General features: G+C 72.3%; 19 protein-coding genes. 8 read left to right on the top strand and 11 right to left on the bottom strand.

Annotated elements, in window-relative coordinates; genetic code table 11:
- Nucleotides 1-66: 66 nt before the first annotated feature.
- Nucleotides 67-288: a putative leader peptide gene (locus ACTFAP_RS26680; RefSeq protein ID WP_495682685.1), complete on the top strand. Its 222-nt coding sequence runs from the start codon at nucleotides 67-69 to the stop codon at nucleotides 286-288.
- Between the two features lie 212 nt (nucleotides 289-500).
- The gene (locus ACTFAP_RS26675) at nucleotides 501-1,679 is read left to right on the top strand and encodes an LLM class flavin-dependent oxidoreductase (RefSeq protein WP_495682684.1); all 1,179 of its coding nucleotides are present in this window, start codon (nucleotides 501-503) and stop codon (nucleotides 1,677-1,679) included.
- 72 nt (nucleotides 1,680-1,751) lie between these two features.
- Here the strand turns inward: ACTFAP_RS26675 and ssuE are convergent, their stop codons facing one another.
- From ssuE to ACTFAP_RS26655, 4 genes are all read right to left on the bottom strand, one after another.
- Entirely contained in the window at nucleotides 1,752-2,303 is a 552-nt protein-coding gene (ssuE, locus tag ACTFAP_RS26670) for an NADPH-dependent FMN reductase (RefSeq protein WP_386538680.1), read from the bottom strand.
- Nucleotides 2,304-2,318: 15 nt separating this feature from the next.
- Entirely contained in the window at nucleotides 2,319-3,473 is a 1,155-nt protein-coding gene (locus ACTFAP_RS26665; protein WP_500467634.1) for an LLM class flavin-dependent oxidoreductase, read from the bottom strand.
- 32 nt (nucleotides 3,474-3,505) lie between these two features.
- Nucleotides 3,506-4,723, bottom strand: coding sequence for an SfnB family sulfur acquisition oxidoreductase (locus tag ACTFAP_RS26660; RefSeq protein WP_495682681.1), 1,218 nt, complete (start codon nucleotides 4,721-4,723; stop codon nucleotides 3,506-3,508).
- Nucleotides 4,724-5,028: 305 nt separating this feature from the next.
- Nucleotides 5,029-5,814 carry a class I SAM-dependent methyltransferase gene (locus ACTFAP_RS26655; protein ID WP_500467633.1) on the bottom strand — a complete coding sequence of 262 codons (786 nt, stop codon included), beginning with the start codon at nucleotides 5,812-5,814 and terminating at the stop codon, nucleotides 5,029-5,031.
- A gap of 193 nt (nucleotides 5,815-6,007) precedes the next feature.
- Between ACTFAP_RS26655 and ACTFAP_RS26650 the strand changes: the two genes are divergently transcribed.
- The 3 genes from ACTFAP_RS26650 to ACTFAP_RS26640 all read left to right on the top strand — a co-directional run bounded on the left by ACTFAP_RS26650 (nucleotide 6,008) and on the right by ACTFAP_RS26640 (nucleotide 9,299).
- Nucleotides 6,008-7,441 (top strand): DHA2 family efflux MFS transporter permease subunit, encoded by a 1,434-nt coding sequence (locus tag ACTFAP_RS26650; protein WP_495682679.1) that lies wholly within the window; start codon nucleotides 6,008-6,010, stop codon nucleotides 7,439-7,441.
- A gap of 39 nt (nucleotides 7,442-7,480) precedes the next feature.
- The gene (locus ACTFAP_RS26645) at nucleotides 7,481-8,605 is read left to right on the top strand and encodes an ATP-grasp domain-containing protein (RefSeq protein ID WP_500467632.1); all 1,125 of its coding nucleotides are present in this window, start codon (nucleotides 7,481-7,483) and stop codon (nucleotides 8,603-8,605) included.
- 124 nt (nucleotides 8,606-8,729) lie between these two features.
- Nucleotides 8,730-9,299: a snapalysin family zinc-dependent metalloprotease gene (locus tag ACTFAP_RS26640; protein WP_500467631.1), complete on the top strand. Its 570-nt coding sequence runs from the start codon at nucleotides 8,730-8,732 to the stop codon at nucleotides 9,297-9,299.
- Here the strand turns inward: ACTFAP_RS26640 and ACTFAP_RS26635 are convergent.
- From ACTFAP_RS26635 to ACTFAP_RS26610, 6 genes are all read right to left on the bottom strand, one after another.
- Nucleotides 9,281-10,141 carry a substrate-binding domain-containing protein gene (locus ACTFAP_RS26635; protein ID WP_495682677.1) on the bottom strand — a complete coding sequence of 287 codons (861 nt, stop codon included), beginning with the start codon at nucleotides 10,139-10,141 and terminating at the stop codon, nucleotides 9,281-9,283. The genes ACTFAP_RS26640 and ACTFAP_RS26635 overlap by 19 nt on opposite strands.
- Nucleotides 10,142-12,631: a glycoside hydrolase family 2 protein gene (locus tag ACTFAP_RS26630; protein ID WP_500467630.1), complete on the bottom strand. Its 2,490-nt coding sequence runs from the start codon at nucleotides 12,629-12,631 to the stop codon at nucleotides 10,142-10,144.
- A gap of 143 nt (nucleotides 12,632-12,774) precedes the next feature.
- On the bottom strand, nucleotides 12,775-13,650 hold the full coding sequence (locus tag ACTFAP_RS26625) for an ABC transporter ATP-binding protein (RefSeq protein ID WP_500467629.1): 876 nt from the start codon (nucleotides 13,648-13,650) through the stop codon (nucleotides 12,775-12,777).
- Complete coding sequence (locus tag ACTFAP_RS26620) at nucleotides 13,647-15,458, bottom strand: dipeptide/oligopeptide/nickel ABC transporter permease/ATP-binding protein (RefSeq protein WP_500467628.1); 1,812 nt, start codon at nucleotides 15,456-15,458, stop codon at nucleotides 13,647-13,649. Before ACTFAP_RS26620 ends, ACTFAP_RS26625 begins: the two co-directional genes overlap by 4 nt.
- 16 nt (nucleotides 15,459-15,474) lie before the next feature.
- A complete protein-coding gene (locus ACTFAP_RS26615; protein ID WP_386538661.1) occupies nucleotides 15,475-16,464 on the bottom strand; it encodes an ABC transporter permease in 990 nt (329 codons plus the stop codon).
- A 31-nt stretch (nucleotides 16,465-16,495) separates the two neighbouring features.
- Nucleotides 16,496-18,199, bottom strand: a complete 1,704-nt coding sequence (locus tag ACTFAP_RS26610) for an ABC transporter substrate-binding protein (protein WP_451750930.1) — start codon at nucleotides 18,197-18,199, stop codon at nucleotides 16,496-16,498.
- A gap of 173 nt (nucleotides 18,200-18,372) precedes the next feature.
- Between ACTFAP_RS26610 and ACTFAP_RS26605 the strand changes: the two genes are divergently transcribed.
- The 3 genes from ACTFAP_RS26605 to ACTFAP_RS26595 all read left to right on the top strand — a co-directional run bounded on the left by ACTFAP_RS26605 (nucleotide 18,373) and on the right by ACTFAP_RS26595 (nucleotide 22,324).
- Complete coding sequence (locus tag ACTFAP_RS26605; protein ID WP_500467627.1) at nucleotides 18,373-19,653, top strand: ROK family transcriptional regulator; 1,281 nt, start codon at nucleotides 18,373-18,375, stop codon at nucleotides 19,651-19,653.
- A gap of 252 nt (nucleotides 19,654-19,905) precedes the next feature.
- Complete coding sequence (locus ACTFAP_RS26600; protein ID WP_500467626.1) at nucleotides 19,906-21,111, top strand: cytochrome P450; 1,206 nt, start codon at nucleotides 19,906-19,908, stop codon at nucleotides 21,109-21,111.
- Nucleotides 21,112-21,193: 82 nt separating this feature from the next.
- Nucleotides 21,194-22,324, top strand: coding sequence for a type III polyketide synthase (locus tag ACTFAP_RS26595; protein WP_390120698.1), 1,131 nt, complete (start codon nucleotides 21,194-21,196; stop codon nucleotides 22,322-22,324).
- 72 nt (nucleotides 22,325-22,396) lie between these two features.
- On the opposite strand, the gene ACTFAP_RS26590 is transcribed toward ACTFAP_RS26595, so the two are convergent.
- Nucleotides 22,397-22,924, bottom strand: coding sequence for an NUDIX domain-containing protein (locus ACTFAP_RS26590; RefSeq protein ID WP_495682671.1), 528 nt, complete (start codon nucleotides 22,922-22,924; stop codon nucleotides 22,397-22,399).
- Between the last annotated feature and the right edge of the window lie 4 nt (nucleotides 22,925-22,928).

The raw sequence follows: 22,928 nt of genomic DNA, 5'->3' as shown, positions 1-22,928 counted from the left end.
CCGCGCCCCGCGTGCCGCCCGACGGTCCGCGGGGCGCGGTGCGTGTGCGCTCCCTCCCCACGCCGGATGGGCTCTCCCGAGCCGCCGGGACACCGCGCCGAGCCGGGCCGCCCCGCGGCGAACATTGCGCCGGATGACGGGCGTGTGAAGCGCGCCCCGGGGCGGCACCGGGATGTCTTGACCCCTTATCGGCCGCTGGCTACGTTCACCCCCATGCGGATCCCTGTGCGGTTCACCCGGCGGCGTGCCGTGGACCTGATGCGTGTCGCCACCGCGATCTGTCGCTGACGCCCCGGCCCCTCCCCCGTACGGCCGTCCCCCGCCCCACGGGCGGCGCGCGCCCGATCCGTCCGCGCACCGCGCCCCAGGACGTCACACGTGCCCGGCGGCACCCCGGGCGGACCGCGGACCTCGGCACCCCTGCACAGGCCCGGGGGGCCGACGCGCCCCGGACGTCCCGTCCCCCTCCCGCCGTCGCCCCGCCGTCGAAAGGTGTGCCGATGTCCCCCGCCCCGCCCTCCTCCCCCGTACCGCTGTCCGTACTCGATCTGGTGCCGGTCTCCTCGGGCTCCACTCCCCGGCAGGCGCTGGAGCGGACCGTCGAGCTGGCACGGCGGGCGGAGGCGGCCGGGTACCACCGGTACTGGCTCGCCGAGCACCATCTGGCGCGCGGGGTGGCGAGTTCGGCACCCGCGCTGGTGATCGGCCTGGTGGCGGGCGCCACCGGCCGCATCCGGGTGGGTTCGGCGGCGGTGCAGCTGGGCCATCACACGGCGCTGTCGGTGGTGGAACAGTTCGGCACCCTGGACGCGCTGTACCCGGGCCGGATCGATCTGGGGCTCGGCCGCTCGGGGCACCGAGGGGGCCCGAGCGGCGGCACGGCCGGGGCACCAGTCCCGGAACGGGCCGGGGAAGCGCCTTCGGCGGCCCGGGAGGCACGCCGGGTGGGCGGGGTACTGATCCCGGCGCCGTTCTCCCCGCGCGGGCTGCTGGAGTCACCGTACTTCGCGGTCCAGCAGGCGCTGTTGCAGCTGCCGGGGGCCGTCTCGCCCGCGTACCCGGAGCAGGTGGACGAGATCCGGGCGCTGCTGGCGGGCGACTACCGGTCCGCCGGGGGCGTCGAGGCGCACGCGGTGCCGGGCGAGGGCGCCGATCTCCAGCTGTGGGTGCTGGGGTCGAGCGGCGGGGAGAGCGCGCGGGTGGCCGGCGGGCGGGGGCTGCCGTTCGCGGCCAACTACCACGTGTCCCCGGGCACGATCCTGGAGACGGTCCAGGCGTACCGGGACGCCTTCCGGCCCTCGGCGGAGCTGACGCGGCCCCATGTCGTGGTCTCCGCCGATGTGGTGGTGGGCCCCGACGACGGTACGGCGCGGCGCCTGGCGTCGGGTTACGGGCTGTGGGTGCGCAGCATCCGTACGGGGCGCGGCGCGATCCCCTTCCCGTCACCGCGCGAGGCGGCGGAGCACCGGTGGACGGAAGCGGACCGGGCGCTGGTGGCGGACCGGGTGGACACCCAACTGGTGGGCTCGGCACGGACGGTGGTGGAGGGGCTGCGGCGGCTGCGCGCGGTGACCGACGCCGACGAACTGCTGATCACCACGATCACCCATGACCACGCCGACCGGGTGCGCTCGTACGAACTGCTGGCGGACGCCTGGCGGCAGGACGGCGCGGCATGACAGGAGCGGCCCCGGCCTCGGTGGAACTGCGCCCGTCCCCGGGGGGCCGGGGACGGGCGGGCGGACCCGGGCTCAGGCGCGGGTCAGCGGTGCGGCCCGGGTGAGCGCCAGGGAGAACTGGTCCAGCACCTGGTGCAGCGGCTCCGCGGTGGCCGGCTCGATGGTGACCGTGCCGTCCGCCTCGGGGGTGATGTGCCGGTCGAGCACGAACCAGCCCTGCGTGATGTGCGCGGCCCCCATCGAGGAGAGCACCGGGCGCAGCGCGTAGTCGATGGCCAGGACGTGGGCGGTGGTGCCGCCGGTGGCCAGCGGCAGCACGGTCTTGCCGGTGAGCGCGTACTGCGGGAGCAGGTCCAGCAGGGATTTGAGGAGCCCCGAGTAGGCGGCCTTGTAGACGGGGGTGCCGATGACGACGCCGTCGGCGTCCCGCAGCAGGTCGTTGACCCGCTGGATCGCGGGGTGGGTGGGGTCGGCCCCGGTGAGGGCCTGGGGCGGCAGGGCGCGGGCGTCCAGCGCGATGACGTCGTGTCCCTGGAGGGCGAGCTTGGTGTCCAGGTGGCGCAGCAGGCGGACGGTGCGGGAGGTGGGTGAGGGGCTGCCGGAGATGGACAGGACGGTGGCCATGGCGGGGTTTCCCTCTCAGGAGGCGGGGGCGAAGGGGATCTCGGTGCGGGCCGGGTCCGCGCCGGCGGCGGCGTCGGGGTGGTGCCACAGGCCGCGTCGGGCCAGCAGGGGCAGAACGCCCTCGCCGAACCAGTACGCCTCCTCCAGGTGGGGGTAACCGGAGAGGACGAACTCGTCGATGCCCAGGCGGTGGTACTCCTCGATGCGCTCGGCGACCTCGGTGTGACTGCCGACCAGCGCGGTGCCGGCGCCCCCGCGCACCAGGCCGATACCGGCCCACAGATTGGGGTGGATCTCCAGGTTGTCGCGGCGCCCGCCGTGCAGGTCCAGCATCCGCCGCTGGCCCTCGGACTCGCTGCGGCCCAGGCCCTCCTGGACGGCGCGCACGGTGTCCGGGTCGAAGCCGTCCAGCAGTCGGGCGGCCTCGGACCAGGCGGCCTCGGCGGTGTCGCGGGTGATGACGTGCAGCCGGATGCCGAAGCGCGGGGTGCGGCCGTGGGCGGCGGCCCGGGCGCGGACGGCGGCGATCTTCTGGGCGACCTGGGTGGGGGGTTCGCCCCAGGTGAGATAGACGTCCACCTGGCGGGCGGCGATCTCCAGGGCGAGCGGTGAGGAGCCGCCGAAGTACACCTCGGGCACCGGGTCGGGGCCGCGGGTCAGCCGGGCCCGTTCGACCCGCAGGTGGTCGCCGGCGTGGTCGACGGTGTCGCCCTGCCACAGGCGGCGGACGATGGTGAGGAACTCGCCGGTGCGCGCGTAGCGGGCGTCCTTGTCGAGGAAGTCCCCGTAGGCGCGCTGTTCGGCGCTCTCCCCGCCGGTGACGACGTTGAGCAGCAGCCGGCCACCGGTCTGCCGCTGGTAGGTGGCGGCCATCTGGGCGGCCAGGGTGGGTGAGACGAAGCCGGGCCGGAAGGCGACCAGGAACTTCAGCCGTTCGGTGTGCTGGCTGACCATGGCGGTGGTGAGCCAGGCGTCCTCGCACCAGGCGCCGGTGGGGGTGAGCGCGCCGGTGAAGCCGAGGTGTTCGGCCGCCCGGGCGATCTGGCCGAGGTACGGGACGGAGGGCGCCCGTACGCCGCCCGCCGTGGTCACGGCGGTGCCGTGACCGCCGCCGACGACATGGCGGCTGTCGCCGCTGGTGGGCAGGAACCAGTGGAAGGTCAGGGGCACGGGGGTCTCCGATCGTGGCGCGGGTGCGGTGGTCACAGCAGGCCGTGGCGGGGCGGTGGGGTGCCGTTGAGCCGGTGGCGCCCCAGGTGCTGGATCTTCCAGCGCGCCGGGTCGTGCAGGGTGTGGGTGCGGGCGTCGCGCCAGTAGCGGTGCAGATTGAGGGAGTTGAGCGCGGAGCGGGTGCCGGAGACCTCGAACAGCGCGTCGGCGAGGGCGACGGCGGTGGTGCCGGCGTGGGCCTTGGCGGCGGCCACGGCCAGCGAGGCGTGGGCGGCGCTCCGTGCGGTGAGGCCGGCACGGGCGGTGTCGACGGCCTGTGCCGCCGTGGCGAGCAGGGCCTCGGCGGCGCGCAGTTGGAGATCGAGTTCGCCGAACCGCTGGATGAGCAGCGGGTCCTCGGCGGCTGTTTCGGCCGGGCTCTCGAACCAGGGCCGGCTCCTGGTGCGGACGAAGGTGACGGCCTCCTCCAGAGCGCCGGCCGCGATGCCGGTGTCGATGGCGGCGTGCAGGAGTTGCGCGAACGCGCCGTGCAACTGGGGGCCGGTGAAGGTGAGGTGGTGCGGCACGACCCGGTCGGCGGGGACCCGCACCCGCTCCAGCCGTACGGTGCCGCTCGCGGTCGTGCGCTGGCCCATGCCGTCCCAGTCGTCGACGACGGTCAGCCCGGGGGCGTCGTGCGGCACATAGGCGACGTGGAGGGCTCCGTCCGGGCCTCCGGCCCTGGCCAGCACGGGTATCCAGTGGGCGAACAGGGCGCCGGTGGAGTAGTGCTTGACACCGGTCAGGAGATGTCCGCCCCGGTCGTCGTCGGGGTCGGGCTCCAAGGTGGTGCGGATGTCCTGGAGATGCCGGGTGCCGGCCTCGGACTGGGCGTTGCCGAACCGGCGGCCGGCCAGTACCTCGGCGTAGAAGAAGTCCCGCTGGGCGGCGGTGCCCTGTTGGCGCAGCACATTCACGTACACGAAGTGGCTCTGCGGAATCTGGGCCAGGCTCGGGTCGGCGGCGGCCAGCAGCCGGAAGATCTCGGCGAGGGTGGCCGCCCGTACGTCGGCGCCGCCGTGCCCGGCCGGCACGGTGACGGCCAGCAGTCCGGCGGCGGACAGGTGGTCGAGTTCCGCGCGGGGCAGGATGCGCTCGGCGTCCCGGCGGGCCGCCTCCGGGCGGAACCGGGAGGCGAGTTGTGCGGCGGCGGCCAGCGCCTCGTCATCGTCCTTGATGACATGGGCGTGGGCAGGGGTGGGCCCGGGCATGCGGGGCTCCTCGGGGAACGCGGCGGGACGCCACCGGGGCACGCGGGCAGGCGTGGCCGGGCGACGGAGACGAGGGAGGGGCGCGGGGGTGGATGCGGTGACGGGGGTGCGCGGACACCGCGCGGCCGTGCGTCAGTGGATCAGTGGTGGATCCGACAGATCGCGCCGGCGACGCGGGCGAAGTCCACGCAGCGGCGGCGGGTCAGGATCTGAACACCAGGCATACCAGGATGCAAGCATGTTCGATGCGACGACGTCAATGGGACGGGCTCCCGGCGGGACGGGCCCCGGCGGACGGGGTGACGTCAGCGGCCGGCGGTGGGAGCGTGCCCCGGCTTGCGGGCCTCGATCAGGAATCTGCTGCTGTGGGCGAGGAACGGGCCCTCGGCGAGGATCCGCTCGTGCAGGCGGCGCAGCGCGGGGCGGTGCGCCGCGACAGTGAACCCCGGCACGATCCAGATGACCTTGCGCAGGAACCAGACGACGGCGCCGATGTCGTGGAAGACCATGCGCAGCGAGGCGGTGCGCAGGTCCACCACGCGCAGCCCGGCGGCCTCGGCCGCCGCGCGGGCGGTCGCCGGCTCCCGGCCGTCCGGCCCCGGCTGCGGCCCCAGAAAGTGCTCGGTCAGCTCGGCGGCGCTGCGCGGGCCGACCTCCTGGGCCAGGAACGCGCCGCCGGGGCGCAGCAGCCGGGCGATCAGCGGCCAGCCGGTGCGCACCGGGTGCCGGGCGGTCACCAGGTCGAAGGAGCCGTCGGCGAACGGCAGCGGGCCGTCGGCCCGCGGGGTCACCACCCGCACCCCGCGCGGGCCGAGCCGGGCGGTGGCGAGGGCGACGTTGGGCGGCCAGGACTCGGTGACGGTCATCCGCCGGGGCAGGACGGGCGCCTCGTCGACGACCTCGCCGCCGCCGGTGTCCAGGTCGAGGGCGGTGTCCACGGTGCCGAGCCGGGCGGCCAGCAGCCGGGCGTACCCCCAGGGGGGCCGTTCCTCCTCGGCCCGGCCCGCCAGCCAGGAGAAGTCCCAGCCGTCGACGGGGGCGGCCTCCGCCTCCGCCAGGAGGTCCTCGAAGTCCCGCGCGGTGCTCGCCATCCCACCAGGCTGTCACCGGGTCGCGGCCGGCCGCCACCGGATATCGCCGGCCCGCCGCGGCCCGGTGCGGCGGGGCCCGCGCACCGGGCGGTGTCCGCACGCACCGGCGTACGGTCGGCGCGGGTGGTGGGATATCCGCCGCGGCTGGGGGAGGCTGCGGAGGCGAGCACGGCCGACCGAGGGCAGGAGCGAGATGCCGGGTACCGGAACCGATCAGAGCGTGGATGAGCTGCCGCGCCGCAGGCGGATGCTGGTGCTGGCGATCTGCTGCATGTCGTTGCTGATCGTCAGTCTGGACATCACGGCGCTGAATGTGGCGCTGCCCTCGCTGGGGCGGGAGCTGAACGCCGGTGTGTCGGGGCTGCAGTGGACGGTGGACGCGTACACCCTCGTGCTGGCCTCGTTCCTGATGCTGTCGGGGTCGATGGCGGACCGGCTGGGGCGGCGGCGGGTGTTCACCACCGGGCTGGTGATCTTCACGACGGGCTCGCTGCTGTGCGCGCTGGCGCCGGGGCTCGGCTGGCTGGTCGGCTTCCGGATGCTCCAGGCGCTGGGCGGTTCGATGCTCAACCCGGTGGCCATGTCGATCATCAGGAACACCTTCCACGACCCGAAGGAGTTGGCGCGGGCCATCGGGATGTGGGGCGGGGTGGTGGGGATCTCCATGGCGGCGGGGCCGATCGTCGGCGGCGCGCTGGTGCAGGCGTTCGACTGGCGGGCGGTGTTCTGGATCAACATCCCGGTGGGGATCACCGCGCTCGTCCTCACCCTGCGCTTCGTCCCGGAGTCGCGGGCGCCCCGGGCACGCCGGATCGATCCGGTGGGCCAGTTGCTGGTGATCCTGCTGCTGGGCTCGCTGACCTTCGGCATCATCGAGGGCGGGCGCGGGGAGTGGACCAGCGCGCCCATCGTCGGCTGTTTCCTGGTGGCCGCGCTCTCGCTGCCGGCGCTGGTGTGGTACGAGTCGCGGCGGTTCGAACCGCTGCTGGATCCGCGGTTCTTCCGCAGCGCCCCGTTCAGCGGGGCCAGCGCGATCGCGGTGAGCGCGTTCGCCGCGCTAAGCGGTTTTCTGTTCCTGAACACGCTGTATCTCCAGGACCAGCGCCAGTTGTCGGCGCTGGAGGCGGGGACGTATCTGCTGCCCATGGCGGGGGTGACGCTGGTGCTGGCCCCGGTCTCGGGGTGGCTGATCAACCGGTTCGGGGCCCGGCTGCCGCTGCTGCTGGCGGGGAGCGCCCTTACCGCCTCCGGGCTGATGTTCGCGGGATGGCAGGCGGAGAGCGACAACGCGCGGCTGTTCACGGCCTATGTGCTCTTCGGCATCGGTTTCGGTCTGGTGAACGCGCCGATCACCAACACGGCCGTCACCGGGATGCCGCGGGCCCAGGCGGGGGTCGCGGCGGGCATCGCCTCGACCAGCAGGCAGGTGGGTTCGGCGCTGGGGGTGGCGATGGTGGGGACGGCGCTGGCCGGCGGTTCGATGCGGGCCGGGTGGTGGATCATCACCGTCTGTGCGGTGTTGGTGCTGGTCATCGGGTTGCTCACCAGCGGGCGGTGGGCGCGGGGTTCCGCCGAGCGGGCGGCCGAACGGCTGGCGGCCTCGGGGCAGCGGCCCGGCAACCACTGAGGCGCCCCTTTTCGGCAACTCCCCCGCCGGCCCGAAACATTGGGGTCATCATTTCAAGCTATTATCCATTTCCATCATGGCCACGCATTCGGCAATGAAGGGAGCACGGAGATAGCACTTCGCATTTGGCTCAGCAGCGCGGGGACCGCCAGCACTCAGGTGATGCGCATGTTGCGCGAAAACCCCGACGCCGCCGCCGTACGGATCCACGGCACCAATATCAGCCCGACCGCGCCCGCACTGGCCGCCTGCGAGGTGAGCGAGGTCGAACCCTATCGGGTCAACAATCACGTTTACGCCGAATTCGCCCTGGACTTCTGCCAACGGCACGGCATCGATGTCCTGATACCCCCGCGGCGGCTCGACGCGCTGGCGGGACGGGCCGAGGACTTCGCGCGGATCGGTACCCGGCTGATGTGCTCACCGCCCTCCGCGGTGGACATCCTCACCAGCAAGAGCCGTACGTACGAGGCCGCCCGCGCGGCCGGCATCCCGGTGCCCGAGTGGCGGGTGGTGCGCGACGCCGACCAGCTGCGGACGGCGGTGGAGGAGCTGGGCCGGGAGGGCGAGACCCTGTGCATCAAACCGGCGGGTGAGTTCTCGGCCTTCGGATTCCGGATCTTCGACGACGCGCCCCTGCGGCTGCGGGATCTTCTGGAGGCGCCACGGCCACTGGTTTCGGTGACCGCGGTGGCCGACGCGCTCAAAAGGGCGGCGGACGAAGAGGAGAAAATACCCTCCTTCATCGTCATGCCCTATCTGGACGGACCCGAGGTGAGCGTCGACACTCTGTCGGCACCCGGTGGCCGGATGGTGACCGCCATTCCCCGGGCCAAGGAGGGGCGTTACCGGATGCTGCTGGACGATCCGGAACCCGCCCGAATCGCCGGAGCGCTGGTGGAGCATTTCCGGCTCTCCTATCTCGCCAATGTGCAACTGCGCCGGCTGCGGGGCAGGCCGGTGCTGCTGGAGGCGAATCCGCGCCCCTCGGCCGGCATCTACCAGACGGCCTTCACCGGGGTGAATCTGCCCTGGGCCGCCGTCCAGCTGCTGCTGCACGGCCACCCGGGCGACCTTCCGGCCCCCCGGCTCGGCGGCCGGATCGCGGTCACCGAGACCGCGGCCGTGGTCGAGACCCCCGCGGCCGTACCCGCCCGGCACTGATCGCGGCGACCGACCGCCAAGCTCGGCAGCGGGCTTGGCGGCCTTCTCAGGGGAATGACGGGCCGGAAACGGGTAGAGCAAGAGATGTCATGCACATGACTCTCCCCCACATGGAGGCACACCGATGTCCTTCCGGTCCTTCCGCACCACGGCACGCGCACTCGTCACCGGGCTGGTCTCCGCCCTCGTCCTGACCGCGGGAGTGGCCACCGCCGCCCCCGCCATGCCGGCGGAGGAACCCACCGCCGCCGCCCGCGTCCTCACCTATGACGCCAGCGGCTCGGCCGAGTTCGCCAGCGCCGTGACCGCCGGCGTCGCGGTGTGGAACGAGAGCGTCGCCAACGTACGCCTCACCCCGGCCGCCGCCGGCCAGAGCGCCAACATCCGCATCATCGCCGACAACGGCTGGCCGCGCGCGCTGCGCACCAGCCTGGGCAACGGCATCGTCTACATGGGCCGCGAGGCCGTCGGCTACAACACCACCCGGATCGCCGCCCACGAACTCGGCCACATCCTGGGCCTGCCCGACATCAAGCCCGGCCCCTGCTCCAGCCTGATGTCCGGCTCCACCGCGGGCACCTCGTGCACCAACCCCTACCCGAACGCGGCGGAGAAGGCCGCCGTCGAGAACTACTTCGCCGGCAGTCTGGCCGGCGCCGGGCAGCTGCCGGGACGTCAGCTGTTCACGGACTGATCCCCGGGCACCGGTGCGGTGGTCCCCCGCGGCGTGAAGCGCGCGGCGGGGGACCACCGTTCGCCCACCGGACGGCCCTCGATCAGCTCCAGCACCGAGTCCGCCACCAGCGTCCCGAACCGGTGCACGTCCACCGTCATGGTGGTGAACGGCGGCGAGGTGAGCCGGCACATCGCCGAGTCGTCCCAGGCCACCAGCGACAGTTCGGCGGGCACCGCGACGCCCGCCGCGCGGGCCGCGCCGAGCCCGGCGATCGCCATCACGTCGTTGTCGTAGAGGATCGCGGTCGGCCGGCGCGGGCCGCTCAGCAGGGCGGCGGTCAGCCGTTCCCCCGCCTGGGGCGAGTAGTCCCCCTCGACCAGCTGCGGCTCGATGCCGGCCGCCGCGCACTCCGCGCGCATGGTGTCGCTGCGCACCCGGGTGTGCAGCAGGCCGGCCGGCCCGGTCACCCGGGCGATCCGCCGGTGCCCGAGCGCCAGCAGCCGCTCCAGCGCCTCCCGCATCGCCCCCGCCGCGTCCGTGGACACGGCGGGGATGCCCGGCTCGTCCCGCAGCCCGCCGGCGATCACGGCCGGCATGCCCAGCTCGCGCAGCACGGCGGGGCGGCGGTCGGCGGTGGTGACGTTGACCAGCACGACCGCCGCCACCAAGGAGCGCTCGGCCCAGCGCCGGTGGGTGGCGATCTCCTCATCCTGGTGCTGCACGATGTGCAGCAGGAGGGAGTGGCCGCGCTCGGACAGCGATTCCTCGATCCCGGCGATGAACTCCATGAAGAAGGGTTCGGTGCCGAGCAGTCGGGCCGGCCGGGCGAGCACCAGGCCGATGGCTTCATTCGTGCGCACTCAGCCCCGCACCGCCACCCCGTGCAGGGAGTTGACCGAGGAGAGCACCTCGGGGCCGGTGAACAGGTCCGGGTCCACATCCGCCCCGGTGCGCACGGTGAAGGTGTGGCTCTCCCCCGCCAGCAGCGTCACCAGCTGATCGTCCACCTCGGCGTCCGGCGCCACCCGGTCGGCCAGCACGCTGACGTCCCGGGCGAAGGAGGCGGCCGTCACGGTCACCCGGTAGCCGCCGGGCACCGTGCTCGCGTCGGCGCTCAGCGCCGCCGGGTCGTAGCCCAGGCCGGGATCGGGCCCGAAGGTGTGCACCGTGCGCACCTCGTCCGCCGTCGCCACCAGCACCTCCCGCTCCGCATCGACGGGCGCCGTCAGGGCGGCGTCCAGTTCCACGGTGGAGGCCGAACGTGCCGCCACCGACAGGGAGATCGTATCCGTGGCCAGGACCTCACCGCCGAACGAGCGCCGCTCCAGGCGCAGCCGCGCCCGCCACGGTTCGCCGGTGTCGTTGACCGCGACCAGCGCGGTGTCCCCGTCGCGGGGCTGCACGGTCAGCAGCCGGGGTGCGAAGGCGTGGCGCAGCGCGTACCACAGGGGCTTGCGGCGTTCCTCGGAGTCGACGGCGGCCCAGGAGACCACCGGCCAGCAGTCGTTGAGCTGCCACACCAGGGTTCCGGCGGTGCGCGGCCACCAGGAGCGGAAGTGCTCGATGCCGAAGGCGACGGCGCGGGCCTGGTTGAGCTGGGTGGCCCAGTGCCAGTCGGGGAAGCGTTCGGGGTGCGGCAGATGGGGGGCCAGGCCGCGTTCCAGCTTGCCGTTGCCGTCCTCGGCCTTCTGGTGCAGCAGGAGCGCGGGCGAGGTCGGGGTGAGCGGCTCCTCGTCGTGGATCCAGGTGGTGAGGGTGGGCCAGTTGGGCGGGCCCTGGAAGCCGAACTCGGAGCAGAACCGCGGGATGTGGTCGAGGTAGGTGGTGTAGTCCTTGCGGTTCCACACCTCCCATTCGTGGCGGGTGCCGTGGTCGGCCTCGTTGGGGTGCACGAGGTCCACGTGGGCGTCGGGGTTGTACGGGCTGCCGTCGGAGTAGGGGCGGGTGGGGTCGAGTTCGGCGAGCAGGGCGGGGAACAGCTCGGTGTAGTACCGCAGTCCCCAGGTGCGGCCGGCCAGCCGTTCCTGCCAGCCCCAGTCGCGCCAGCCCCACAGGTTCTCGTTGCCGCCGTTCCACAGGACGAGGGAGGGGTGCGGGGCGAGGCGGGTGATGTTCTCCCTGGCCTCGGCCTCGAACTCGCTCCACAGCGGTTCTTCCTCGGGGTAGGCGGCGCAGGCGAGCAGGAAGTCCTGCCACACCAGGACGCCGGTCTCGTCGCAGATCTCGTAGAAGTCGTCGGTCTCGTAGATGCCGCCGCCCCACACCCGCAGCATGTTCATGTGGGCGTCCAGGGCCTGTTGGACGCGGCGCCGGAGGCGGGGGCGGTCGATCCGGGTGAGGAAGTGGTCGTCGGGGATCCAGTTGGCGCCCTTGGCGAAGACGCGGGTGCCGTTGACCACGAAGGTGAAGGGGGTGCCGGTGGCGTCGGGGGTGGTGTCGAGGGCCAGGGTGCGGAAGCCGATCCGCTTGGCGTATTCGTCGAGTGCGCCGCTGTCGGCGCCGGCCGGGGCGAGGGTGACGTGCAGGTCGTACAGCGGCTGGTCCCCGTAGCCGGCCGGCCACCACAGGGCGGGGTCCGGGACCTTGACGGTGACGGTGGCGGTGTCGGTGCCGGCGGGGACGACGGTACGGGCGTGGTGGCCGGCGACGGTGGCGGTGAGGACCAGGTCGCCGGCGGCCTCCAGGCCGGAGCGTTCGATGTCGGCGTGCACCTCGGCGCGGCCGGTGCCGTCCTCGGTGACGGTGATCAGCGGGCGGACCTGGGCGAGCCGGGCGGTGTGCCAGCGCTCCAGGCGGACCGGCTTCCAGATGCCGGCGGTCTGGAGGTCGGGGCCCCAGTCCCAGCCGAAGCTGCAGGCCATCTTCCGCACCATGTTGTAGGGGTGGACGTTGGTGTGCGGGCGCGGTTCGAGCCGGCCGGCGATCTCCTCGGCGTACTCCAGGGCGGAGCGGAAGGTGACGGTGAGGGGCTGTGGTTCGCCGGTGGTGAGCAGGTCGCGGACGCCGAAGCGGTGGGTGCGGTGCATGTTGGCGGTCTCGCCGAGGCGGTGGGTGCCGAGTTCGACGGTGGCGACGGTGTCCAGGCCCTCGAAGACGAGGTCGACGCGCTCGGTGGGGGCGGCGGGCTCGGCGTGCACGGTGGTGGTGTAGCGCCAGTGGGCGCGGTGAGCCCAGGCCAGTTCTTCCTCGGCGCGGTCGAGGTAGGGGTCGGGGATGAGTCCGGCGGCGAGCAGGTCGAGATGGGCGCTGCCGGGCACCTGGGCGGGGACGGTGCGTCCGGCGATGGTCTCGGGTACGGGGCCGCCGGCCGCCGTGAGCTGCCAGCCGTCGTGCAGTGGGTGGCGGGACATCGGGTGCACCATGCGAACACTCCCCAGTGAGTGAGGTGGCCTGACCGGGCTCTTGATTGTTTCTCAGTCGAATTAAGTAAGTCAACAGGATAAGAAGCGGCCCGCGGCGAGGGGGACACCGCCGCGGGCCGTCGTACGCCGGCTCAGCCGAAGTGCTGCCACTCGCCGGTGTGATGGTCGTACGCCCGGTGCAGATCCTCCGGCTCGACCCGCCCCGGGTCGCCGCTCAGCGACCGGCCGCGCGCCTCCGGATCCGGGGCGGCCTCGGCCAGCAGCCGGGTGTAGGAGTGGCGCGGGGAGAGGATCACCTCGTCGGCCGGGCCGCGTTCGACGATCCGGCCCCGGTGCATGACCAGGATCTCGTCGCTGAAGTGCCGTGCGGTGGCCAGGTCGTGGGTGATGTAGAGCACCGCGAGCCGGTCCTCGCGCTGGAGCCGGGCCAGCAGATTCAGCACCCCGAGCCGGATGGAGACGTCCAGCATGGAGACCGGTTCGTCGGCGATGACCACCTGGGCGCCGGGGGCCAGCGCGCGGGCGATCGCCACCCGCTGCCGCTGACCGCCGGACAACTCGTGCGGCCGGCGCGGCGCGTACGCCGGGGCGGGGCGCAGATTGACCCGCTCCAGCAGGGCGTACGCCGCCTGTCGGGTCTGCGCCCGGCCCCGCGCGCGGCCGTGCAGCTTCAGCGGCCGGGCGAGATGGTGCTCGATGGTGTGGAAGGGGTTCAGGGAGGCGAAGGGGTCCTGGAAGACCATCTGCACATGGTCGCGGTAGGCCCGCTCGGGCACGCGGACGCCGTCGGGCCCGGTGGCGGTGATCCGGCCGCCGGTGGGCCGCTCCAGACGGGCGATCAGCTTGGCCACGGTGGACTTGCCGGACCCGGAGGCGCCGACCAGGGCCACCGTACGGCCGGGGCGCAGCGTGAAGGAGACATGGTCGACGGCGCGCAGCGTGGAGTGCCGCAGCCCGGCCCTCACCGGATAGTCCTTGACCAGGTCCGCGACCTCAAGGGTGGTCATTGCGGCGCTCCTTCGGGGTCGGTGCCGCCGCCGCGCACGAAGGCGCCGCGCTCGGAGGTGAGGGAGGGGAAGGAATCCAGCAGCTGCCGGGTGTAGGGATGGGCGGGGGCGTGGTACATCCGCTCGGCCGGGGCGTACTCGATGATCTCCCCGTCGCGCATCACGGCGATGTGGTCGCTCAGCTCCAGCAGCAGCGGCAGGTCGTGGGTGATGAAGACGACGGCGAAGCCGAGTTCGTCGCGCAGCCGGATGATCTCGCGCAGGATGCCGCGCTGGACGACCACGTCCAGCGCGGTGGTCGGCTCGTCCATGATCATCACCTGCGGGTCCAGCAGCATGGCCATGGCGATCATGACCCGCTGGCGCATTCCGCCGGAGAGTTCGTGCGGGAAGGAGTCCAGGCGGGCCGGGTCGACCCCGACCAGGGTGAGGACTTCGGCACAGCGCTCGCGGCGGGCGGCGGCCGTCATGCCGGGGCGGTGGGTGGTGAGGACGTCCTCCAGCTGCTCGTGGACGGAGATGACCGGGTTGAGGGAGTTCATGGCGCCCTGGAAGACCATGGAGAGCTTGTCCCAGCGGAAGGCCCGCAGCTCCTCCTTCTCCAGGGCGAGCAGGTCGATGTCGGTGCCGGACCGGTCGTGGAAGACCACCGAGCCGGCCGAGACCTCGGCGGGCGGCCGGTGCAGGCGCCCCACGGCGTAGGCGAGGGTGGTCTTGCCGCAGCCCGACTCCCCTGCCAGGCCGAGGATTTCGCCGCGCCGCAGGGTGAGCGAGACGTTCCGTACGGCGTGCACGGGTTCGGCGGTGCGGTAGACGACGTCCAGGCCCTCGACGGTGAGCACCGCGTCCGGGTCGGCCGCGGGGGCGGCGGGGCCCGCGACCGCGCGGTCGCCGACGCGGCCGGTCTCCCGGCCCGCGGCCTTGGGCAGGCGCAGCTTGGGGTTGATGATCTCGTCGATGCTGAAGTTGATGAGGGACAGGCCGCAGCCGAAGAGCGCGATGACCAGGCCGGGCGGCACGAACCACCACCATGCCTCGTACTGGAGCGCGAACCCGTTCTGGGCGAAGTAGAGCATCGAGCCCAGGGTGTGGGTGTTGGGGGCGCCCAGGCCCAGGAAGGCCAGGCCCGCCTCGGCGAGGATCGCGGCGATGACCGCGAAGACGAACTGGGAGGCGATCAGCGGCAGCAGGTTGGGCAGGATCTCGACGGTGACGATCCGCCAGCGCCGCTCGCCCGCCACCCGGGCGGCCAGCACGTAGTCGCGGCCGCGCAGCGAGAGGGTCTGGGCGCGCAGCACCCGGGCGGCGGCGGCCCAGCCGGTGATCACCAGCACCACGGCCAGGGTCCACCAGCCGCGCTGTTCGCGCGGGACGAACCCGGCGATGACGATGACCAGCGGCAGCCCCGGGATGACCAGCATGACGTTGGAGAACAGCGAGAAGCTCTCGTCCACCACGCCGCCGAGGTAGGCGCCGATGATGCCGAACAGCGCGGAGAGCACGGTGGCGCCGATGCCCACCGCCAGGCCGATCTGGAGCGAGCCGCGGGTCGCGTGGGCCAGCTGGGACAGGACGTCCTGGCCGGTCTGTGTGGTGCCCAGCCAGTGGTCGGCACCGGGTGGGGTGCGGCCCATGTTGTCGATGGCGTCGGGGTCACCGAGCAGCAGCGGGCCGATGATGCCGAACAGCCCGATGGCCCCGACCAGGCCGAGGCCGATGCCCAGCCGCGCGGACCAGCTGGGCAGCAGGGCACGCCAGCCGCTGCGGGCGGGGGTGGCCGCCGGTACCGGGGTGGTGGTGGTCGCCATGTCCGCTCCTTCCTTCTCAGGCGGTCACGCGGGTGCGCGGGTCGATGAAGCCGTACAGCAGGTCCACGACCAGATTGGCGGCGAGCACCGCGACCGTGATGACCAGGAAGATGCCCTGCATCAGGGCGTAGTCGCTGTTCTCGACGGCCTGCAGCAGCTTGGAGCCGATGCCCGGATAGGAGAAGACCTGTTCGGTGATGATCGAGCCGGAGACCACGAAGCCCAGGGAGATGGCGAATCCGGCGAAGGAGGGCAGCACGGCGTTGCGGGCGGCGTACCGGGTCATGATGCGGCGGTCGCGCAGGCCCTTGGCGTGTGCGGTGAGGATGTAGTCCTCGGAGCCGGTGGCGACCATCATGTTGCGCATCCCCAGCAGCCAGCCGCCGACCGAGGAGATGACGATGGTGAGGGCCGGCAGGGTGCCGTGGTAGATGGCCGAGCCGATGAAGTCCGCGTTCCAGCCGGTGGCGAGGTAGGTGTCGTAGCCGCCGAACAGCGGGAACCACTGGAGGGAGGAGGAGAAGATCAGGACGAGGATGAGCGCGAGCCAGAAGTAGGGGACGGCGGCCAGCACAGTGGTGGCCGGGACGAGCGAGTCCAGCCAGCTGCCGCGCCGCCACCCGGCGAGGGTGCCCAGGGTGACGCCCAGCGCGAAGGAGATCAGGGTGGCGATGCCGACCAGCACGATGGTCCAGGGCAGGGACTGGCCGATGACCTCGGTGACCTGGGCCGGGAAGGCGCTGACGGAGACCCCCAGATCGCCGCGCAGGACGTTGCCGAGGTAGGCGGCGTACTGCCGCCACAGGGGTTCGCCGGTGTCGGTGCCCAGCAGCAGTTCGTACGACCGGCGGGCCGACGGGTCCACCGTGCCGCCGCGCTGGGCGAGTTTGGCCAGCAGCGTGTCGACGGGGTTGCCGGGCATGAGCCGCGGGATGAAGAAGTTCAGGGTCAGCGCCGCCCACAGGGCGACGAGGTAGAAACCGAGTTTGCGGGCGTAGTACCTCACCGTGTGCCGCCAATCCCCTGGAGTGGTGGGCTCACTCGCCGCCGGCCGGCTTGAGGTTGAGGTAGATCTGCGAGTTGTCGGGGCGCTGCCACACGGCGGGGAAGGCGTACAGATCGTCCTCGGAGGGCCAGCCGGTGAACTTGCGGGCGTTGTACTCGCTGGTGGTGCCGCCGATCAGCACCGGGATGTAGGGCATGTCGGCCTCCAGACGGGTCTGGATGGTGTCGAAGTGCGGCTGCCGGGCGGCGGTGTCCTCGGGGTCGATCTGCTGGAGCGCGTCGAGGGCGGCGTTCACCTCGGGGTTGTCGTAGCGGGCGAAGTTGGGGTTGGCGACCTCGCCGGCCGGGGCGGTGTTGTCGCCGTGGAAGAAGTAGTTGTAGGTGTAGTACGGGTCGGGGGCGGGGCCCGGGTAGAGCGAGTCGAAGACCAGCTCGTAGTCACCGCGGCCGCGGGCGTCCGACCACTCGTTCCAGGAGGACTGCTGGACGGTCAGCTCGATGCCGGCCGCCTTCAGCTGCTGGGTCATGGTGTCGGCGGCGGTGATGACGTCGGTCCAGCCGGAGACGACCCGTACCGACAGCGAGAGCTTCTCGCCGTCCTTGGCGTAGATGCCGTCGCCGCCCTTGGCCCAGCCGGCGTCCGTCAACACCTGTTCGGCGCGGGCGGTGTCCGGCTCCATGGGGGCGATGCGGTCGGTCAGCCCGTCGCTGATGACGGCGTCGTCGCGGCCGGGGAGGGCGAAGCCGGGCGAGATCTCGCTCGCGGTGTCCTGGTAGGCGAGGGTGTTGATCTGGGTGCGGTCGATCGCGTGGTAGATGGCGTGGCGCACGGCGGGGTCGGTCTGCGGCCCGCTGCAGCCCAGCGCGGTGTCGGAGCAGGTGAACAGCGCGATCTGGAAGATGTGGGCGGTGATGCCCTCGTAGCCGGGGTAGTTCTTCTCGATGTTGTGGATGTCGGGGACCGGGCCGGTCTGGAAGTCGATCTGCCCGGCGGCCAGGGCGTCGGCGCCGGCCTGGTTGCCGGACAGGGAGACGAAGCGGATGTTCTTCACCTCCGGTTCGCCGCCCCAGTAGGTGGGGTTGGCCGACAGGGTGAAGGCCTGGGGCTTGAAGTCGCCCAGGACGAACGGGCCGGTGCCCACGGGTTCCTGGACGGTGTTCTGCGCCGGGTCCTCGAAGGCGCCCCAGATGTGTTCGGGGACGATCCACAGCTTGCCGAGCACGCTCGGCGCCTCCAGGTAGGCGGGCTGCGGGTAGCGCACCACGAGGTGGGTGTCGTCGATGACCTCGGTCTCGCCCTCGAAGCCGATGGCGTTCATGGTCTGGTTCGCGCGGACCATGTCGAAGGTGAAGGCGACGTCGTGGGCGGTGAAGGGCTCGCCGTCGGACCAGGTGACGTTCTCGCGGGTGGTGATGGAGAGTTCGGTGCCGCTGTCGTTCCAGGAGAACTCGGTGGCCAGGCGCGGTGTGGGGTCGCCGTCGCGGGCCACGTTGTAGAAGAACAGCGGCTCGAAGATGTTGCCCGGGCCCTCGATCATGGTGGGGGCGTAGGGGTTGAAGTTGCGCTGGTAGTCGCCCGCCTGGCCGGTGTAGGCGACCAGGGTGTCCGCCGGGCCCGAATTGCCGCCCCCGCCCCCGCCGTTGCCGCCCGATCCGCAGCCGGCGGCGAGCATGGCCACCGCGGCCGCTCCGACAACCGCTGTACGGGAACGGCGCCACCTCGCGTGCTGGGTCATCTTCGATCCTCTCGGCCTTGCCCCGCCGTTGGGGCGTTGGGGGCCTGGACACGTCGCCCGGGTGGGTAGGATTGTTCAGTCGCCGAATTAAGGAAGTCAACCCTCCGGCACGACGAACATCCGCTGCGGAAGGGCACATACACTCGGCACCGCGCAGCGCAGGGAGGACTTCAGTGAGCGGACCGGCCGGGGCCACCCCGCACGCCAGCAGCAGGGCGGCCGTACTCGATGTGATCCGGGCCGCCGGAACGATCAGCAGGGTCGGCCTGGTGAAGGCCACGGGTTTCACCGGGGCCACGATCTCCACCGTGGTGCGCCGGCTCATCGACGACGGTCTGGTGGTGGAGACCGGGCACGCCGAGTCCACCGGCGGCAAACGGCGGGTGCTGCTCCAGCTGAACCTCTCCTCGCGGTACGCGGTGGGGGTGCACCTGGACCACGACGGGATCACCTATGTGCTCACCGACCTGGGCGGCTCGGTGGTGGCGCGGATGTCCCGGGCGGGCGTCGGCGTGGAGGATCCGCGGGCGGTGGTGGAGCGGATGACCACCGAGAGCGCGGCGCTGATCGAGGGCGCGGGCGTGGAGCGCTCGCGGGTGCTGGGGCTCGGGCTGGTGGCGCCCGGCCCGCTGAACCAGGCGCGCGGACTGCGGCTGATGCAGCCGGCGATCCGGCACTGGGGCGACTTCGCGATGGGCCAGGAGCTGGAGCGGGCCACCGGGCTGCCGGTGGTGCTGGACAACGACGCCACCGCCGCCGCGCTGGGCGAGCACTGGTCGGGGCAGGCGGGCGGCGGGGCGTTCGCCGCGCTGTACATGGGCGCCGGGATCGGCGCCGGGCTGATGCTGGGCGGGGTCGCCTACCGGGGGCCCAGCGGCAACGCCGGGGAGATCGGGCACATTCCGCTGGCCGCCGACGGGCCGGAGTGCTGGTGCGGGGCGCGGGGGTGCACGGAGGCGCTGGCCGGCCCGGGGGCGGTGGTCGAGGCGGCGCGCGCCGACCCCGTGCTGGCCCGCTCGGCCGGGCTGACCGGCGGCGGGCGCGGGCGGCGCACCGCGGATTTCGCGGCGGTCACCCGGGCGGCGCACCGCGGCGACCCGGGGGCGCGGGCGCTGCTGGAGCGTTCGGCCCGCTATCTGGCGCTGGCGGCGCGGACCCTGGCGAACATCGTGGACCTGGAGGAGCTGGTGCTCACCGGCCCCGGCCTGGCGATCGCGGGTTCGATCTATCTTCCCGTCGTGCGGGAGGAGTTGGAGAGGTCGTTCTTCTCCAGGGCCAGCCATCCGGTGACGGTCCGGCTCTCCCGGGTGGCGGCCACCGCGCCCGCCATAGGGGCGGCAGCGATGATGCTCCAGTCCGAACTGGTGCCGCTGCGCGAGGGGATGCGGCTGCCGGAGAACCTGGCCGCGGCGGCCGAGCCGGACACGCCGGCCGGGGCGACCGCGACACCGTAGGAACGGGCCGCCGGACCGCCTCACCGTACTGATCATCCGGCAAGCGATCAGTGATCAGTTGCAATATCAACATTATTTCCGCACGCAAAGCTGGGGGCATCGCCCCACAGCCCGTGCCCACCTGCCTGCTTCCCCTCCACGAACGGGTTAATTCCCGGGCGTTTTTACATGGGTCCTACATCTCGCGGGGACACCCTTCCTCGTCCAGACAATCACCGTCGCAAAGACGGTCCCCATGAAGTGGAGGCCGGGGTGGAGAACTCCGACACGGTCAAAACGTGTCCGTTCGACTTCGCCGAGGGCCTGGAGTTCGACCCGTTGCTGCGCCGGCTGATGACCGAGGCGCCCATCTCGCGGATCAAGATGGCGTACGGGCAGGGCGAGGCCTGGCTGGTGACCCGGTACGAGGATGTGCGCACCGTTACCACCGACCGCAGGTTCAGCCGGGCCGCCGTCATCGGCCGGGACTTCCCGCGGATGACCCCCAACCCGATCGTGCAGTCGGAATCCATCAATCTGCTCGACCCGCCGCAGAGCAGCCGGCTGCGCCGGCTGGTCGCCCAGGCGTTCACCAATCCCAAGATCGAGGCCATGCGGCCGGCCACCCAGCGCATCGTCGACTCGCTGCTGGACACCATGGCCGAGCACGGCCCGCCCGCCGACCTGGTGAAGCATCTGTCCAACGAACTGCCGATGACCACCATCTGCGAGGTCCTCGACATCCCCCAGGAGGACCGCGCGGAGCTACGGCGCTGCGCCATCGCCATGATGGCGATCGGGTCCACCACCAAGGAGGCCGCGATCGCGGCCAAGGCGCACCTGCGCTCCTACTTCCAGGAGCTGACGGTCGCCCGGCGCGCCGACCCGGGTGATGACCTCATCAGCAACCTGGCCACGGCGCAGGACGGGGGCGAGGTCCTCGACGAGAAGGAACTCGGCGTCATGGCCATGGTCCTGATGATGACCGGCCACGACACCAGCACCTACCAGCTGTCCAACATCACCTACACCCTGCTCACCCACCACGAGCAGCGCGCCAAACTCCAGGCCAGGCCCGAGCTGTTGTCCACGGCCATGGAGGAACTGCTGCGCTACATCCCGTTCCGCAAGGGCGTCGGGATCCCGCGCATCGCCACCGAGGACGTCGAGGTCGGCGGCGTGCTGATCAAGGCGAACGAGACCGTCCATGTCTCGTACCTGGCCGCCAACCGGGACACCAAGCGGTTCGACCGGCCCGACGTCCTGGACGTGGAGCGTCCGCCCACCCCCCACATGACCTTCGGGTGGGGCGCCCACCACTGCATCGGCTCCCCGCTGGCGATCATGGAACTCCAGGTCGCCATCGGTACCCTGCTGCGCCGGTTCCCGGAGCTGCGGCTGGCCGTGCCCACCGAGGACGTGCGCTGGAACACCGAGTCCATCTGGCGCTACCCCCACGAACTCCCTGTCGCCTGGTGACAGGGCCCACCACCATCACCACGAACCAGCCATCGATGCCGCGGCGATCCGTCGAGAGCGCGCCACGGCATGGGAGGGGAACATGGCAACGCTCTGCAAGCCGTCCATCGCGGTACCCGATCACGTCATCACCATGGAGGACACCCTCGAACTGGCGCGCACGCTGCACGCCGGGCACGAGCAACTCCCCCTGGTGCTGCGCCTGATCGCCAACACCGGAGTACAGACCCGGCACCTCGTCCAGCCGATCGAGGAGACGCTCAAGCACCCCGGGTTCGAGTCCCGCAACAAGGTCTACGAGGCCGAGGCGAAGGCCCGGGTCCCCGAAGTCGTGCGCGGCGCCCTGGCGAACGCCGAACTCGAGGCCCAGGACATCGACATGATCGTCTATGTCTCCTGCACCGGCTTCATGATGCCGTCCATGACGGCCTATCTCATCAACACGATGGGCTTCCGCGACGACACCCGGCAGCTGCCCATCGCCCAGCTGGGCTGCGCGGCCGGCGGCGCTGCCATCAACCGGGCCCACGACTTCTGCCTGGCCTACCCCGGCTCCAACGTGCTGATCGTGGCCTGCGAGTTCTGCTCGCTGTGCTACCAGCCGGTGGACATCGGGGTCGGTTCACTGCTGTCCAACGGCCTGTTCGGGGACGCGGTGGCGGCGGCCGTGGTGCGCGGCGACGGCGGCACCGGGATGGGCCTGGAACGCAACGGCTCGCACCTGGTGCCGCAGACCGAGGACTGGATCTCGTACGCGGTCCGGGGCACCGGATTCCACTTCCAGCTCGACAAGCGGGTCCCGGGCACGATGAGCATGCTGGCCCCGGCCCTGCGCACGCTCTCCGAGCAGCACGACTGGGACGTCACCGGGCTCGACTTCTACATCGTGCACGCGGGCGGTCCCCGGATCCTGAACGACCTGAGTCAGTATCTGGGCCTGGATCAGGAGACGTTCGCGCACAGCAGGACCACCCTGACCGAGCGCGGCAACATCGCCTCCTGTGTCGTCTTCGACGCCCTCAACCGGCTGTTCGAGGAGGGCAAGGTGGCCGAGGGCGCCCGGGGGCTGATCGCCGGGTTCGGCCCCGGGATCACCGCCGAGATGGCACTGGGCGCCTGGCGCGACCCGGCGCAGGTCCCGGCGCACCGGCTGCACGCGGCGGTGCCGCAGGGCCGGACCGCCCAGGCCCAGGAGCAGGCGGCGGCGGTCTGAGGAAGGACCGCGCGGCGCACCGGCCGGCCCCCGTCCCCGGGGTCCGGCCGGTGACGGCCGTGCGGGCTCCGCTCAGGCCGGGTGCCCGGTGGCCGCGAAGAAGCGCTCCACCACGATGTCCGTGTGGGTCGGGAAGGCCAGCACGGCGGGCTCCCACAGCACCAGCCACTCGGTGGCCTCGGCGGTGGGCGCGGACGGCGGCAGCGTCGCCAGCGGGCGGTCGGGCAGCATCCCGAAGAGGTTGACCGTGCCCCGGGCGCTGAGCGCCCCGTACAGCGTGATGTCCTCAGCTCGCGCCCGCAGTCCGGTCTCCTCGTACAACTCCCGCACGGCCGCCTGCTGCCACGTCTCTCCGGTCTCCACATAGCCGCCGGGCAGCGCCAGTTCACCACGGGCCGGCTCGATGTCGCGGCGCACCACGATCAGTCCGCGCCGTCCGTCCGGGCCGGCGACCGGCTGCAGGGTGATGGCGACCGGGAGCGGGTTCGCCCAGCTGGTCTCACCACAGCCGGGGCAGTCCCTGGGCCAGCCGGCGTCGGGGGCGAAGCGCGTCCCGCAGTAGGGGCAGTGCGTCACCTTCCGGTGCAAGGTGTAGGTCATCGCG

This window comes from Streptomyces sp. PH9007, assembly GCF_059813725.1.
Note: the sequence above shows the minus strand (reverse complement) of the source record. Positions and strands in the feature narration are given on the sequence as shown.

What these genes read in the sequence shown, in the direction of transcription:
- ACTFAP_RS26680 (WP_495682685.1), top strand. Translation starts at nt 67, where the DNA reads ATGGGCTCTCCCGAGCCGCCGGGACACCGCGCCGAGCCGGGCCGCCCC.
- ACTFAP_RS26675 (WP_495682684.1), top strand. Translation starts at nt 501, where the DNA reads ATGTCCCCCGCCCCGCCCTCCTCCCCCGTACCGCTGTCCGTACTCGAT.
- ssuE (WP_386538680.1), bottom strand. Translation starts at nt 2,303, where the DNA reads ATGGCCACCGTCCTGTCCATCTCCGGCAGCCCCTCACCCACCTCCCGC.
- ACTFAP_RS26660 (WP_495682681.1), bottom strand. Translation starts at nt 4,723, where the DNA reads ATGCCCGGGCCCACCCCTGCCCACGCCCATGTCATCAAGGACGATGAC.
- ACTFAP_RS26655 (WP_500467633.1), bottom strand. Translation starts at nt 5,814, where the DNA reads ATGGCGAGCACCGCGCGGGACTTCGAGGACCTCCTGGCGGAGGCGGAG.
- ACTFAP_RS26650 (WP_495682679.1), top strand. Translation starts at nt 6,008, where the DNA reads ATGCCGGGTACCGGAACCGATCAGAGCGTGGATGAGCTGCCGCGCCGC.
- ACTFAP_RS26640 (WP_500467631.1), top strand. Translation starts at nt 8,730, where the DNA reads ATGTCCTTCCGGTCCTTCCGCACCACGGCACGCGCACTCGTCACCGGG.
- ACTFAP_RS26630 (WP_500467630.1), bottom strand. Translation starts at nt 12,631, where the DNA reads ATGTCCCGCCACCCACTGCACGACGGCTGGCAGCTCACGGCGGCCGGC.
- ACTFAP_RS26625 (WP_500467629.1), bottom strand. Translation starts at nt 13,650, where the DNA reads ATGACCACCCTTGAGGTCGCGGACCTGGTCAAGGACTATCCGGTGAGG.
- ACTFAP_RS26620 (WP_500467628.1), bottom strand. Translation starts at nt 15,458, where the DNA reads ATGGCGACCACCACCACCCCGGTACCGGCGGCCACCCCCGCCCGCAGC.
- ACTFAP_RS26610 (WP_451750930.1), bottom strand. Translation starts at nt 18,199, where the DNA reads ATGACCCAGCACGCGAGGTGGCGCCGTTCCCGTACAGCGGTTGTCGGA.
- ACTFAP_RS26595 (WP_390120698.1), top strand. Translation starts at nt 21,194, where the DNA reads ATGGCAACGCTCTGCAAGCCGTCCATCGCGGTACCCGATCACGTCATC.
- ACTFAP_RS26590 (WP_495682671.1), bottom strand. Translation starts at nt 22,924, where the DNA reads ATGACCTACACCTTGCACCGGAAGGTGACGCACTGCCCCTACTGCGGG.